General features: G+C 61.9%; 13 protein-coding genes. 1 reads left to right on the forward strand and 12 read right to left on the reverse strand.

Features of this window, described 5'->3' with window-relative positions:
• From AB7M29_RS14640 to AB7M29_RS14685, 10 genes are all read right to left on the reverse strand, one after another.
• Complete coding sequence (locus AB7M29_RS14640) at positions 1-666, reverse strand: amino acid ABC transporter permease (RefSeq protein WP_123721031.1); 666 nt, start codon at positions 664-666, stop codon at positions 1-3.
• Positions 659-2437, reverse strand: a complete 1779-nt coding sequence (gene lhpI / locus AB7M29_RS14645; RefSeq protein WP_454247130.1) for a cis-3-hydroxy-L-proline dehydratase — start codon at positions 2435-2437, stop codon at positions 659-661. The genes AB7M29_RS14640 and lhpI overlap by 8 nt, the downstream gene beginning before the upstream one ends.
• Positions 2438-2447: 10 nt before the next feature.
• Positions 2448-3266, reverse strand: coding sequence for an ABC transporter substrate-binding protein (locus tag AB7M29_RS14650; protein ID WP_217857729.1), 819 nt, complete (start codon positions 3264-3266; stop codon positions 2448-2450).
• Between the two features lie 448 nt (positions 3267-3714).
• Complete coding sequence (locus AB7M29_RS14655; RefSeq protein ID WP_217857728.1) at positions 3715-4074, reverse strand: DUF6124 family protein; 360 nt, start codon at positions 4072-4074, stop codon at positions 3715-3717.
• Between the two features lie 540 nt (positions 4075-4614).
• Positions 4615-5364, reverse strand: a complete 750-nt coding sequence (locus AB7M29_RS14660; protein WP_454247131.1) for a helix-turn-helix domain-containing protein — start codon at positions 5362-5364, stop codon at positions 4615-4617.
• Between the two features lie 71 nt (positions 5365-5435).
• The gene (locus AB7M29_RS14665; protein WP_454247132.1) at positions 5436-6692 is read right to left on the reverse strand and encodes an FAD-dependent oxidoreductase; all 1257 of its coding nucleotides are present in this window, start codon (positions 6690-6692) and stop codon (positions 5436-5438) included.
• Positions 6689-6925: a (2Fe-2S)-binding protein gene (locus tag AB7M29_RS14670; protein ID WP_052965270.1), complete on the reverse strand. Its 237-nt coding sequence runs from the start codon at positions 6923-6925 to the stop codon at positions 6689-6691. The genes AB7M29_RS14665 and AB7M29_RS14670 overlap by 4 nt, the downstream gene beginning before the upstream one ends.
• Positions 6918-8033, reverse strand: a complete 1116-nt coding sequence (locus AB7M29_RS14675) for an NAD(P)/FAD-dependent oxidoreductase (protein ID WP_454247133.1) — start codon at positions 8031-8033, stop codon at positions 6918-6920. The genes AB7M29_RS14670 and AB7M29_RS14675 overlap by 8 nt, the downstream gene beginning before the upstream one ends.
• Positions 8030-8962: a 4-hydroxyproline epimerase gene (locus AB7M29_RS14680; RefSeq protein WP_454247134.1), complete on the reverse strand. Its 933-nt coding sequence runs from the start codon at positions 8960-8962 to the stop codon at positions 8030-8032. The genes AB7M29_RS14675 and AB7M29_RS14680 overlap by 4 nt, the downstream gene beginning before the upstream one ends.
• 113 nt (positions 8963-9075) lie before the next feature.
• Positions 9076-9747: a GntR family transcriptional regulator gene (locus AB7M29_RS14685; protein WP_038980174.1), complete on the reverse strand. Its 672-nt coding sequence runs from the start codon at positions 9745-9747 to the stop codon at positions 9076-9078.
• Between the two features lie 364 nt (positions 9748-10111).
• On the opposite strand from AB7M29_RS14685, the gene AB7M29_RS14690 reads away from it, so the two are divergent.
• Complete coding sequence (locus AB7M29_RS14690) at positions 10112-11788, forward strand: MFS transporter (protein ID WP_454247135.1); 1677 nt, start codon at positions 10112-10114, stop codon at positions 11786-11788.
• 62 nt (positions 11789-11850) lie between these two features.
• Here the strand turns inward: AB7M29_RS14690 and AB7M29_RS14695 are convergent, their stop codons facing one another.
• Both AB7M29_RS14695 and AB7M29_RS14700 read right to left on the reverse strand, forming a co-directional pair.
• Entirely contained in the window at positions 11851-12378 is a 528-nt protein-coding gene (locus tag AB7M29_RS14695; RefSeq protein ID WP_217857723.1) for a cytochrome b/b6 domain-containing protein, read from the reverse strand.
• Between the two features lie 6 nt (positions 12379-12384).
• Positions 12385-12648 (reverse strand): PepSY domain-containing protein, encoded by a 264-nt coding sequence (locus AB7M29_RS14700; protein WP_217857722.1) that lies wholly within the window; start codon positions 12646-12648, stop codon positions 12385-12387.
• Positions 12649-12775 lie beyond the last annotated feature (127 nt).

Raw genomic sequence — 12775 nt, forward strand, 5'->3', positions numbered from 1 at the left:
TCAGTAACGGAACAACCGCCAGGCCATCAGCCGGGCTGCCGCGACGATCGCCTTGGCAATCAGGTAATACAGCACCGCTGCGATGGCGAAGAACTCGAAGGTGCGGAACGTTTTGACGTTGTAGTCCTGGGTCACGCCGGTCAGGTCATTGTTCAGCCCGACGATCACCCCCAGCGACGTCATCAGCACCGCCCAGACCATTTGATTGGTCAGCGGGTAGAAGACGATTCGCAGCAGCTGCGGGACGATGATCATGCGGTAGGCCTGGAAGGCACTCATGCCCAGCGAACGCGCGGCGCGCACTTGTGTGTCCGGTACGGCCTTGAGGCCACCGCGAAAGTTCTCCGCCAGATACCCGGCATTGTTGAAGGTGATCCCGGCCAGCAGGGCGAGCCATGAACTGACGTGCATGCCCAGCGAGCCGAGGCCGAAGTAGAGGACGTAGATCTGGAACAGCGAAGGAGTATTGCGCGCGATCGATACCCAGCCGTTGCCGATGCCGCGCAGCAGCGGGTTTTTGCTTTCGCGCATCACGGTCAGGGCCAGGGCGATCAGCACGCCGAAGATCATCGACAGCGCCGCGGTCTCGAAGGTGACCAGAGCACCGGCGAGCATGTCCGGCAGGGCGCGCAGCGCTGAGCGCCATTGGAAGCTGTAATCAAACATGCGCAGGGCTCTCCAGTAGGGCGGCAGGTTGTAGCCACGCCGGCAGACGCCCGCTGGCGGTGGCATTGCAGGCGCCATCGACGCATTCGGCGAGGCTGGCAAAGTGCACCTTGCGACCCACCAGGCCGGGTGCGTAATGGGCGTATTTGCCGGAGTTGGTCATCAAGGTTTTTGCGGCCGGCGGGATCACCGGTTCGCCGAGCATGCACCAGCAGGTATCGGTGACCAGGGTGGCGCCGAAAGCTTCGATCACGGCGACATGCCCGGCTTCGCGAGCCTGCTCCAGCACGGCACGGCCGCAGGTAATGGCGAGGACTACTTCAGGGTGTTTGTGCCGACCGAGGCACAACCGCGCGAGGTGGGCGAACTCGCTGAGGGAGAAGTGCGGATTGCCCAGCGAGACCACATCCACCCGGTTGTCGCGGGCACTGTTGAGTTCGCGCCAGCTGAGCAGCAGATCCTTCAAGAGGATGTGTTCCACCGGCACCGGGTTATCCGTATCCAGCACTTGAGACGGGTCGATGGCTTCTGGGGTTATCTCGGCGATATGGAACAGTGGAGCGGCGGACGTGGTGGCAAATGCCGCGCCGAAAGCTTTGAGGTCGTCCAGGCTTGGCTTGCGGTTTTCCAACCCGCGCACCAGTGGAATCCGGCTGCCCGCCAGCGCGCCGATGTGGTAACCCAGCAGCGGGTAGAAGGCATCGTCCAGTTCACCCAAGGCGGGCAACTCGATCTGCAGTCGGGCCTTGCGTTGCGCGTCCAGGTGACAGCCGATCAACGGCGCGCGACCGGTCAGCGCGATGCAGATATCGAGGTAGTCCGGGTACTTCAGGGTGCGTGCGCCGAGCACGCTGTTGGCATAGACCACCGCGTTGGATTCGGCCCAGACGATCTGCTCGCCAGCCTTCGGCGCGCTGTCGAGCAGGTAGGGCGCGCAGGTGAAACTCAGCTGTGCGCCCATTGCCATATAAGCATCGCCCAAGGCACTGGCCGGCTCGCCGAGGGCGGGATCAATGCCTAGCTCGCGCCAGCGGCGCTGGTCCACGGAAATCGAATTGAGGGTGGTGGGCACCCGCACTGTTGCTCCCCATTGCACCAACTGTTGGGCAAAACGCAGGCTCGCAGGTCCCGTGTAGATGCAGCCATCGATGTGCGCTTGGGTGACATTCACCAGATGGCGGGCACCTTGCAGTTCGGCCATCCGCAGGACGATCTGCATCGCCACCTGCGCGGCCTTGCCATGCTGGCCGTCGAGCAGTGCTTGGTCGTGTTCGGTGAGTTCGATCGCGGCGGCGATTTCGGTGCTCGGCAAAGGGCTGTCGCTTGCCTCCCAGGCATCGCCCGGCAGGTGCTCGAACAGGCTCAGCGTTGTGCCCTCGACCCGGGCGAAGGTCTTGCCGCGCAGGGCGGCGAAGGCCTCCCGGCCGATGCACAACACCGGCAGGGAACGCTCGAAAATGGTCTGTGCCACAAGCACGCCCAGGGTCAGGATCTCATCGGGCTCGGCCAGCACCAGTGCGGCCGGTGCGTGACCGTTGCTGATCAGTTCCATCAACACGCTACTGCCGGTGCACGAGCCGCGACCGCTGGGAATGGCCAGCACACGGCCGGCCAGGTATTCGCCGCTGAGCGGGTGGTGACGGTCAATGATCTCGCCGCTATACGGATCGACCCCGCCCCAGAAACTCAATCCGATATCGGCGAACAGCAGGGCGCCCTCGGCGGCGCCCGCGACCAGGCTGCGACCGGTCAGAGAAGTGGGCCTAGGCATGCCGGACATCTCAGTAGTAGACCTGTGGTACGGTCAGATTGGTCGGCGAGATTTCAGTGCCGACCCATTTGACGAACAGCTCCTTGTAACGACCGGTGCGCACCTGCTGGTTGACGAACAAGTTGAGGTAATTGAGCAGGCCGTACTCGTTGCGCTTGGCGCCGAGGGAAACGTAGTCGATCACGTACGGCGCGTTACCGGCGACTTTCAGGTTTTTGTATTTGCCGGATTTGAGGGTGGCGGCCGCCACGGTGTTGGTGACCACGGTGGCGTCGATATGGCCTTGGGCGATCGCCAACAGGGTGTCGTTCTGCGACTGATAGGCGCGGAAGGTGCCGGTGCCCCAGTTCTTCACATCTTTCTCCAGGGCGATGGCCTCATAGGTGCCGCTGGTGTTGCCCACGGGTTTGCCCTTGATGTCATCGAAGCTGTTGATGCCGGTGTCATCACGAGTCAGCACCACCATCTGGAAGGCAAAATAAGGCACGGTGAGGCCGACGGTCTTGGCCCGTTCTAGGGTGTCGGAGGTAGAGGCGACGATCACGTCGGCCCGCCCGGAGACCAGCGCCGGAATGCGGTCCGGGAACGGCGTCTCGACCACTTCGGCCTCGACCCCGAGGATTTTCGCCAGGTCATGGCAGTAGTCCACGTCGAAACCGGCCGGGTTGTTGCCCGCATCGCGAAAACCCATGGGCGGGAAGTCCAGGGTCACGGCGCAGCGCAGCTTGCCCGAACCGATGATGTCGTCGAGCTTGTCGGCCTGGGCGGTGGCGATAAAGGAGGTACTGAGAACAGCGCTGAGGGCTACGGCAAATGCGGGGTTTTTCATAGAGGCCTCGTTGATGTGAAGTGCTGTTGGATATCGTATTGGGGATTTCGTATACGATATTAAATATAGCAATCAACGTGCCCGTTTCCAGGCCGAGGTGTGAATTAATCGTCAGGCCTTGAGGTAGAGGTGTTGTAGTGGCGCAACGGAGGGGGAGTGACGCTGTGAAGGCTTGGGCTCGCCACGGCGGGTGTTACAGATGGGAGCAATGGTTGTGCGGGGCGCCCCTTTAAGGAACACCGGACCTGCGATCCTTTGATCGACCAACCCTTTGCCCGAATTCACCCCATGTGGCGAGGGAGCTTGCTCCCGCTGGGCCGCGAAGCGGCTCCAATCCCGGCGATCACGGTTTTTCAGACCTACCGCATGCTCAGGCTTTGCGACTGCTGCGCAGCCGAACGGGAGCAAGCTCCCTCGCCACAAAAGCCCTGTGGCCTCAGATCAATGTTCAGGACGGCGGATCGAGGTTATCCAACACTCGATTCACCGCCAACTCCCCAAGCATGACCACCGATTGAATCCCCAACATCACGTTGCGATGTGGCATGTCCATCAAGCCGGCGAACTCACTGAGCATCATGCTCGCTGACGCCAGGGATTCGCAGGCGTTGACCAGCAGGGTTTCGTTATCGACCTTCGCACCCACATGGTAAATGGTGCTGGGTTTGCGCTTGGTGTCTTTGGGGATGGCTGGCTTGAGGTAGTGGTCGAGGGCGCGGTCGGCGGCTTCGTTGAGTTTCTTGGAATCGAGGGATTCGTAGGGGGATGTTGGATCGGTTTCCGGCGGGTTGGGTGTTGGTTTGAACATGGTGAAGCTCCTTGATGACTGGAGCTACCACCGTTCGCGGTCAAACGAACAAGGTGGCAGCTGTACGCGGGTTGACCGACCGGACATCAAGGAATCCGGCACACCCGAAGGTGTCCCACGCACAGCCACCGCGACACGATATTTCAGACATGCCTGAAACAGGTCTTGGACGCTGGCGCGCCTTGATTGATTCGGACGGTCAAATCCGATCGCTGATTCGTCAGCGACCCGGAAACGATAGAGCCCGGCCTCAAGGCGCACAAGCCGGCGGATTCTGGCGTAGTCGTAGGCAACGGCGCAAGGATGTGTAGCCTGGGTGAGTGTCTGGAAGTGTCGATTAAACAGTGTTTGTTTAGCGGTCTGACACCGAGCCTTGTGGTGGTTGTACCGGCCTCTTCGCGAGCAAGCCCGCTCCCACAGTTGAGTTGTGTCGGACACAAATAATATGTTCACAGAGGATCCAGTGTGGGAGCGGGCTTGCTCGCGAAGAGGCCCGGAAGAACACCCTCAAACCCCGGACCAAATCACCGGAAAATGACCCTAACGCTGATTATCCCGAAACTGGCTCGGTGAAAGGCTGGTCAACGCGCGGAACTGTCGGCTGAATGCACTGTGGTCGGTGTAGCCGCAGCGCAGGGCGATTTCGGTGATCGGCAGGTCGGTGTGCAGTAACAGCCGCGAACCTTCTTCCAGGCGCGCCTTGTGAATCATCTGCCGTGGGGTGAGCTGGAATACCCGTTTGCAGTGACGCTCCAGTTGCGCCACGGAATAGCCGGCGATGGCGGTCAGTTCGGCGAGGCTGATGGCGCGGGCGAAGTGGCTGCGGATATGCGCATCCACGGCGGCGAGTTTCTGGAAGGCGGGATGGTTGGACTGGGGTGATTGCAGGTCGCGGGAGATCCCGGCCAGGCCCACGATGTGACCCTGTTCATCCTGCAAGGCGAGTTTGTGGGTCAGGCACCAGATCGGCTGGTTGCCGTAATACAGGTGCAACTCCAGTTGGTCGGACAGTTCGCGGCCGCTGGACAGTACCCGTCGATCCTGTTCGGTGTACAGCGGGCCGAAGCGTTCCGGGAAGACCCTGTCGGCGGTGAGCCCCAGCAGTTCCTCGCGATGTTTGAAACCGCAACGCCGGGCCAGGGTCTGGTTGACGAAGGCGTAGCGGGCTTCGCGGTCCTTGATGAAAAACACCACGTCCGCCAGGGTATCGAGCAGCGGCGCAATCGGCTGCAGGCTGTTGAGCAGCGTTGGCAGGTCGCAGGGTTTGAAGGTGCTGAGCGAGGGATACATGGCGCTGGGGTCTGATGGCGACCCCGGGATCATAGAGGCTCGGCAGCGTGGCCGAAACCCCCGAGGGGGAATCAGGCCGGCGGGGTGTCGTCCAGGCACATCAAGGTCTCGATCCGCGCCGGGCTGAAGGGCGGGCGGGGCGCCGAAGGTTGCCAGCCGAACAGATGCTGCACCGCACCACCACACACTCGACCCTGACAGGCACCCATGCCACAGCGACTGGCCAGCTTGGCTTCGCGCCAGTCAGTGTGCCCGGCCAAGGCGGCGTAAGGCACGTCTTCGCAGCGGCAGACCAGGGTGTCGGATCGGGCCAGGGACTTGAGTTGCGGGTCAAGGGCGAATGCCTGATTCAGTGCCTTGGCGAATCCCTGCCAGCGTGCCCGGCGCGGCCACAATTGGCGGGCCGCTTCAAGGTTACCGACCGCCGCGTGGCCAGCAATTTCACCTTCGACCAACGCCAGTTCACTGCCATCAAACCCGGTGCATTCACCCGCCGCATAATGATCGGCGCGGTTGCTGGCCTGCCAGGCATCCACTGCCAACGCCTGACCTTCGATGGCATAACCCAGTGCCTGGCCCAATTGAATATTCGGGATCAAGCCGAAACCACAGGCCAGCCGATCACATTCCAGTTCGACGATTTTGCCTTGCTGTTGCAGGCGCACGCCTTCCAGTCGGTCAGTGCCAAGGGCGGCCAGCACATGAGTCGCGGTGCGGTAATGGCGGTCGAACAAGCTGAACGATTGCAACCATTTGGCGGGCCAGCGGGGCAGTTGCGCGGCGAAACCGGCGACGGCAATGCGCGAGGCTTGCTCGGCGATGCGTTGTACTTGGGCGCCATGTTTTTTCGCGGTGGCGGCACTCGCCAGTAATAGCGGGCCGCTGCCGGCGATCACCACGCGCTCACCTTGCACCGGCACACCCGCCTTGATCAGCGCTTGCAAGCCACCGGCCCCGGTCACGCTCGGCAACGTCCAGCCGGGGAAGGGCAGCAGCAACTCGCGGGCGCCGGTGCACAGAATCAGTTTGTCGTAGCTGATCAACCAGCCGTCGTCATCATCTTCGACCAACAGTTGTTTCGGACCGGGACTGGCGATCACCCGGGTGCCGGCGTGATGGCGGATGTTGCTGCAAGCCTGCAAACGTTCACGCAGGTGACGGGCCTGATCGGGCACGTTGGCTTGAGGGCCGTCACGCCAGATTTGCCCGCCCGGTAGCGGATTGTCATCGAGCATAATGATGCGTGCGCCGCTGGGGGCGGCGGCAAGGGCGGCGGCCATGCCAGCGGGGCCGGCACCGATGATCAGCAGATCGGCGTATTCGTTCATGGACGTGTCTCCACCTGCATGCCGTCTCGGCACAGGGTCTGGCAAGCGAGGCGTCGCCGGCCGTCGATGGTCACCCGGCATTCCTGGCAAATGCCCATGCCGCACAGCGGTGCGCGGCGTTGGCCACTGACCGACGTGCGTGTGCAGCCGTCGCTGCCCAACGCCAAGGCAGCGGCGACGCTGGTGCCCTCGGCTACCTTCAAGGCGCGGCCGTCCAGCAGCAATTCAGGCATAGACAGGTTCTCCGAGGAAGCGCTGGGGGAGATAGGGTTGTGCGGTCAGTGGCGGGGTTTCGTTGAACAGTTGCGCCACCAGCAAGTCGGCCGTGCCGGGGGCCGTGGTGACGCCCAACCCTTCGTGACCGACGGCCAGCCACAAGCCTTGGCGTTGCGGGTGTTGGCCCACTAGCGGCAGGCCGTCGGGGCTGGCGGCGCGAAAACCGGTCCAGGCGCGGATGCCGTTGAGTCGGGCCAGCCCCGGCATGTACTCGGCGGCGCGCTTGAGCATTTTCGCCAGCATCCAGCCTTCGACTTGCGGGTCGGTGGTACCGAATTGCCGCGAGGCACCGATGAACAATTGCCCGGTGGGGCGCGGCTGGATATTGCAGGCGGTCGACGGCCCCGTGGCGTTGTGGGCGCTGGTGACGTAACCCAGTTCGACCAGGGTGTGGGTGACGGTGCGGGGGTAGCGGTCGGTAATCAGCAGGTGACCTTTTTTCGGCTCGATGGGCAACCCCGGGCACAGTTCGTTGGCTTGAATACCGTTGGCCAACACCACCGCTTCGGCACTCAACCAGTGACCGTCATCGAGGCAGACGCGGTTGCCATCGACTGCGCTGACCCGCGCCCGACGTTGACGAATGTTCGGCGTGTCGAGCATCCAGCTGGCCGTCGCTGGCGCATAAAGAATGCCGTCGCCATTGATCAACAAACCGCCTTCCAGACCCACGCGCAGTTCCGGTTCACGCTGGCGCAAAGCACTGGCGCTGACCAATTCGCACGCCACGCCCTGGGCTTGCAGGTTCAGGTATTTGCCATGGGCGACCGCCATTTCCTCGGCGTTGGCCGCCAGCCACAGCGTGCCGTTGTTGCGGTAGGCGCAGCCGTCGGGCAGGTCCGGCGCCAGTTCGCGCCAGCGTTGCAGGGAATATTGACTCAGGGCCAGTTCGGCCGGGTTGTCGTCGAGCACCAGCAAGTGGCCCATGCCCGCCGCCGTCGCGCCGTGCAAGCCGGCGTCCAGCACCAGCACCTGCAAGCCACGACGGGCCAGCGCCTGGGCACAGGTGGCACCGATGATGCCGGCGCCGATCACGATCACATCGGCCACCAGGCCCTCGTTCATGGACGAATGCCCCAGGCGAACGGGTCATCCTGTTCGATGATCAAACTGGCTTCGGCGCTGATAAAGGCACGCCCGCGAATGGTCGGCACAACGCGCTCGCCCTGCCATTCGTAAGAGCCTTCGAACTCGCTGCCGATGACACTGGCCTGGCGCCAGATCTGCCCCGGTTGCAGTTTGTCGTCCGCGGCCAGGCACGCCAGTTTGGCACTGGTGCCGGTGCCGCACGGTGAGCGGTCATAGGCCTTGCCGGGGCAGAGGACAAAGTTGCGGCTGTCGGCGTGATCGTCATCGCTGAACAGCTCGACATGGTCGATCAGCCCACCGTCTTCGCCACGAATACCCTGGGCCTCCAGCGCCTGTTGCACGGCATAGGTATAAGCGGTCAGCGCGTCGAGGTTGTCGCCGGCTACCCGCAGGCCATGCTCGGCAATCAGGAAAAACCAGTTGCCGCCCCAAGCGATATCGCCGACCACCTGACCGACATCTGGCACCTGCAACACCAGCGCCTTGCGGTAACGGTAGGCCGGCACATTGCGCACGCTCACCGAATGATCTTCATGCAGGGTCGCCTGCACCGTACCCACCGGCGTCTCGATGCGATGCACACCGGGGCCGATCTTGCCCAGATGCGCCAACGACGCCACCAGGCCGATGGTGCCGTGGCCGCACATGCCCAGGTACCCCGTGTTGTTGAAGAAAATCACTCCGGCACAGGCGCTCGGGTCCACCGGTTCGCAGAGCAGGGCACCCACCAGCACGTCGCTGCCACGGGGTTCCAGCACACAAGCGGCGCGCCATTGATCGTGATGTTCGGCGAGCAGCTTGCGACGCTCGGCCATGCTGCCGGTGCCCAGGTCAGGAAAGCCAGCGGTCACCAGACGGGTCGGTTCGCCGCCGGTATGGGAGTCGATCACGGTGATGCGTTTCATGGGAGGGCCACGTCCGTTCAGATGAGTGAACGAAAGAGTGGCCTGTGCAGCGGGGTGTCGGCTTGATGGATTTATCCTGTGCCGATGACGAAATCAGCACAGCATTCTAGTGGTCAGTGCGCGTGAGGCAGGTGCTCGAACAGGGTTTTGCAGACCCCGGCAATGTGCTCGTCCAGCAGCTTCACCGCCAGATCCACATCCCCGGCACGACAGGCCGCGAGGATCTCACGGTGTTCGTGATCAGCCCGTTCCTTGCCGGCCGACAAGCTCATCTGCATGCGCAAGTAGCGCTCCAGCTTGTCGTTGACCGAACGAATCAGGCTGACCAGAAATGGCCGTTGCGCCGGCTCGTAAAGGCAAGCGTGCAACTCCCAATTGAGTTCGGCCCAGCGGCCCACGTCGTCTTCGCCAATGAACTCCTGACAGATACGCTCGGCACGGGCGAAGGTTTCTTCGGTCATGTTGGGAATGGCCAGGCGCAGTATCTTGTCCTCCAGCAACATCCGCACTTCGAACATCTGCGCCAGCTCGGCATCGGAAACCCGCGTGACCATCGCCCCGCGATTGCGCTGGAACATCACCAGCCCTTCGGCCTCCAGCCGCTTGAGGGCCTCGCGCACCGGAATCTTGCTGACGTTGAACTGGCGGGCAATGTCGTCCTGGCGAATCGGCTCATCTTCCGCGAAATGCCCGGCGACGATCGCGTCCCGCAAATGGCGGGTGATGATTTCCGAGGTCGAAGGGGTATTGCCAAGGTCGGGAGCGTTGAGTTTGGGTAGGTTCACGGCAGCGGTCGTTTGGAGTGAGATGGCGATAGGGTATACGAAATTCTTTCGCTGCGAAGTTCCAGGCGATGGTCGCCCCGAAGAATAGGCATCAGCGGGCGCGACCCAGACGCTTCGCGTGGGATCTCAATGATCTGAATAATCATTCGACGGCGCGTCGGCCCGGGTTTGGAGCGGGAGGGCCGAGTGGATATCTGCGCGAAGCCGATTATGCTTCAAGAAACCTTGCAGCGATGCGAGGCCGCCAGCCTGTTTCCATGCTTCGCGCAGTCCTTGATCCGATGACATCAGCCCTGGGGCCTGGGTACGGTAAAAAGGTAACGAGGTACTCCGCCCTATAACAAGAGCAAGACGGAGAAGACTCATGGCCGCAATCGACAACACATCCACGGGCAGCGCGCCCCACCACGGGATCACCAAGGAGGAGCGCAAGGTCATTTTCGCCTCGTCCCTGGGTACCGTGTTCGAGTGGTACGATTTCTACCTTTATGGCTCCCTCGCCGCGATCATAGCGAAGCACTTCTTCGCCGGCGTCAATGAGACAACGTCCTTCATCTTCGCGCTGCTCGCGTTCGCCGCGGGCTTCGCTGTACGCCCCTTCGGTGCCATCGTATTCGGCCGACTGGGTGACATGATCGGGCGCAAGCACACGTTCCTCATCACCATTGTCATCATGGGTGTCTCCACCGCCGTCGTGGGCTTTTTGCCCGGCTATGCGACCATCGGCGTGGCCGCACCGATCATCCTGATCACCCTGCGTCTGTTGCAAGGCCTGGCCCTGGGCGGTGAGTACGGCGGGGCGGCGACCTACGTGGCCGAACATGCGCCGAAAGGCAAGCGCGGCTACTTCACCTCGTGGATCCAGACCACCGCGACCCTCGGCCTGTTCCTTTCGCTGCTGGTGATCCTTGCCTGCCGAACCATTCTCGGCAACGAAGCCTTCGAGGCCTGGGGCTGGCGGATTCCCTTCTTGCTGTCGATCCTGCTGCTGATCGTCTCGGTGTACATCCGCTTGCAACTCAGCGAGTCGCCGGTGTTCTTGAAGATGAAGGAAGAAGGCAAGTCGTCCAAGGCGCCGCTGACCGAATCCTTCGCCCGCTGGGATAACCTCAAGATAGTGATCATGGCGCTGCTCGGCGGCACTGCCGGCCAGGCCGTGGTTTGGTATACCGGGCAGTTCTATGCGCTGTTTTTCTTGCTGCAGACGCTGAAGATCGACCCGCAGACCGCCAACTATCTGATTGCTGGCTCGCTGCTGATCGGCACGCCGTTCTTCATCGTATTTGGCAGCCTCTCCGATCGCATCGGCCGCAAAGGGATCATCATGGCCGGCTGCATTATCGCGGCGCTGACCTACTTCCCGATCTTCCACGCGTTGACCCAATACGGTAACCCCGACGTGTTCGCCGCGCAGGCGAAGAACCCGGTCACGGTGATCGCCGATCAGAGTAAGTGCTCGTTCCAGTTCGACCCGGTGGGCAAGGCCAAATTCACCAGCTCCTGCGACCTTGCCAAGACCGTACTGGCGAAGAAGGCCATACCCTATGAGAACGTGAAGGCCGAGCCAGGCGCTATCGCGCAGGTCCGCATCGGCGACAAGGTGATCCAGAGCTTCGAGGGCACCGGCATGCCGGCCGCCGACTTCAAGGCCCGCAACGACGCCTTTACCGCTACCCTCGGCACCGCCCTCAAGGACGCCGGCTACCCCGAGAAGGCCGACCCGGCCAAGACCAACTACCCGATGGTGCTGCTGCTCCTGACCATCCTGGTGATCTACGTCACCATGGTCTACGGCCCGATCGCCGCCTGGCTGGTGGAACTCTTCCCGGCGCGTATTCGCTATACCTCGATGTCGCTGCCGTATCACATCGGCAATGGCTGGTTCGGCGGCTTTCTACCCACAGTGGCGTTCGCCATGGTCGCGGCCACGGGGGATATCTACTACGGACTTTGGTACCCCATCGTCATCGCCGTGATGACGGCCATTCTTGGCACGTTCTTCCTGCCGGAAACCAAGGATCGGGAAATTCATCACACATAAGGTTGGCACTCGCCCTCTCCCGCAAGGGGGAGGGCAATGTGTGGTGTCAGCATCTTTGAGAGCTAGCGCTTACGACGATGGCCCGTGATCATTGACAGCGGCAGGTTTTCACGCAAGCGAACGCTCTCCACCAGCGCTGCGAGGATGTGTACGCAAACCAATGCGAGCAGTGCATGGGCCATAAACTCGTGGACATCACGTAGCCAGTCTTCGCCCCAGAAATAGTCCACTTCTTCCATCAAAAAACCGCTGAGACCCAGGCCGGTCATCAACAACAGCATGAGGACCATCACCAGTGCTCCGATGGGCGAGTGCCCCATGCGGTGATAGCCCTTGCCGGAAAACAGCGCCCGGCCATGCTGAACGACCCGCGTCGGGGTTGGCCAAAAGTCTGACCAACGCGCCGATGGCGGGCCGATGAACCCCCACACCACCCGCACCAGCACGACAGCCACGGCGTAATAGCCGAGCCAGCGATGCCAGCCGTCACCTTCCTCATTGAGGAAGTAGTCGCTGATGAAGGCAACCACCAGGGACCAATGACAAACGCGTACGAGAGGGTCCCAGAGGCGCAGGGTTTCAGCTTTCACAGGGGGCTATTCGATTTCTTCTTTCACGACCTTGCCAGTGACCGGGTCAAAGTAGATCTCGACTTTGCGCTTGTCTTTGTCCCAGCCGTAGATCTCGTAGCAATTGCCGCTCGTGACTTTGAACTTCTTGATGTTGTAGCCCTTGGCTTTGAGCTCTTCCTGAAATTTGGCCTGGTCTTGCCATTGGGCCTTGTCGGTTGTGGTGCATTCAGGACCGGCAAAGGCCAGGGGAGAAGCGGCAAGAAGCGAGAGCAACAGGAGTTTGCGCATGGGGTTTCCTCAAAATATTGTTGTTGTCTGACAACGCGAGAGATTCTCAATCACTCTCCGCGCGCTGAAGGTTAGTTGAGCTTTTGATCGCTGTCACGATGTTGCGGGTTGCAAACAAACGCCCAGG

The sequence above is a fragment of the Pseudomonas sp. F-14 TE3623 genome, assembly GCF_053629015.1.

Bases quoted from the DNA above. Each gene is read 5' to 3' on its own strand.
- AB7M29_RS14640 (WP_123721031.1), bottom strand. From the start codon at position 666: ATGTTTGATTACAGCTTCCAATGGCGCTCAGCGCTGCGCGCCCTGCCG.
- lhpI (WP_454247130.1), bottom strand. From the start codon at position 2,437: ATGCCTAGGCCCACTTCTCTGACCGGTCGCAGCCTGGTCGCGGGCGCC.
- AB7M29_RS14650 (WP_217857729.1), bottom strand. From the start codon at position 3,266: ATGAAAAACCCCGCATTTGCCGTAGCCCTCAGCGCTGTTCTCAGTACC.
- AB7M29_RS14655 (WP_217857728.1), bottom strand. From the start codon at position 4,074: ATGTTCAAACCAACACCCAACCCGCCGGAAACCGATCCAACATCCCCC.
- AB7M29_RS14660 (WP_454247131.1), bottom strand. From the start codon at position 5,364: ATGTATCCCTCGCTCAGCACCTTCAAACCCTGCGACCTGCCAACGCTG.
- AB7M29_RS14665 (WP_454247132.1), bottom strand. From the start codon at position 6,692: ATGAACGAATACGCCGATCTGCTGATCATCGGTGCCGGCCCCGCTGGC.
- AB7M29_RS14670 (WP_052965270.1), bottom strand. From the start codon at position 6,925: ATGCCTGAATTGCTGCTGGACGGCCGCGCCTTGAAGGTAGCCGAGGGC.
- AB7M29_RS14675 (WP_454247133.1), bottom strand. From the start codon at position 8,033: ATGAACGAGGGCCTGGTGGCCGATGTGATCGTGATCGGCGCCGGCATC.
- AB7M29_RS14680 (WP_454247134.1), bottom strand. From the start codon at position 8,962: ATGAAACGCATCACCGTGATCGACTCCCATACCGGCGGCGAACCGACC.
- AB7M29_RS14690 (WP_454247135.1), top strand. From the start codon at position 10,112: ATGGCCGCAATCGACAACACATCCACGGGCAGCGCGCCCCACCACGGG.
- AB7M29_RS14700 (WP_217857722.1), bottom strand. From the start codon at position 12,648: ATGCGCAAACTCCTGTTGCTCTCGCTTCTTGCCGCTTCTCCCCTGGCC.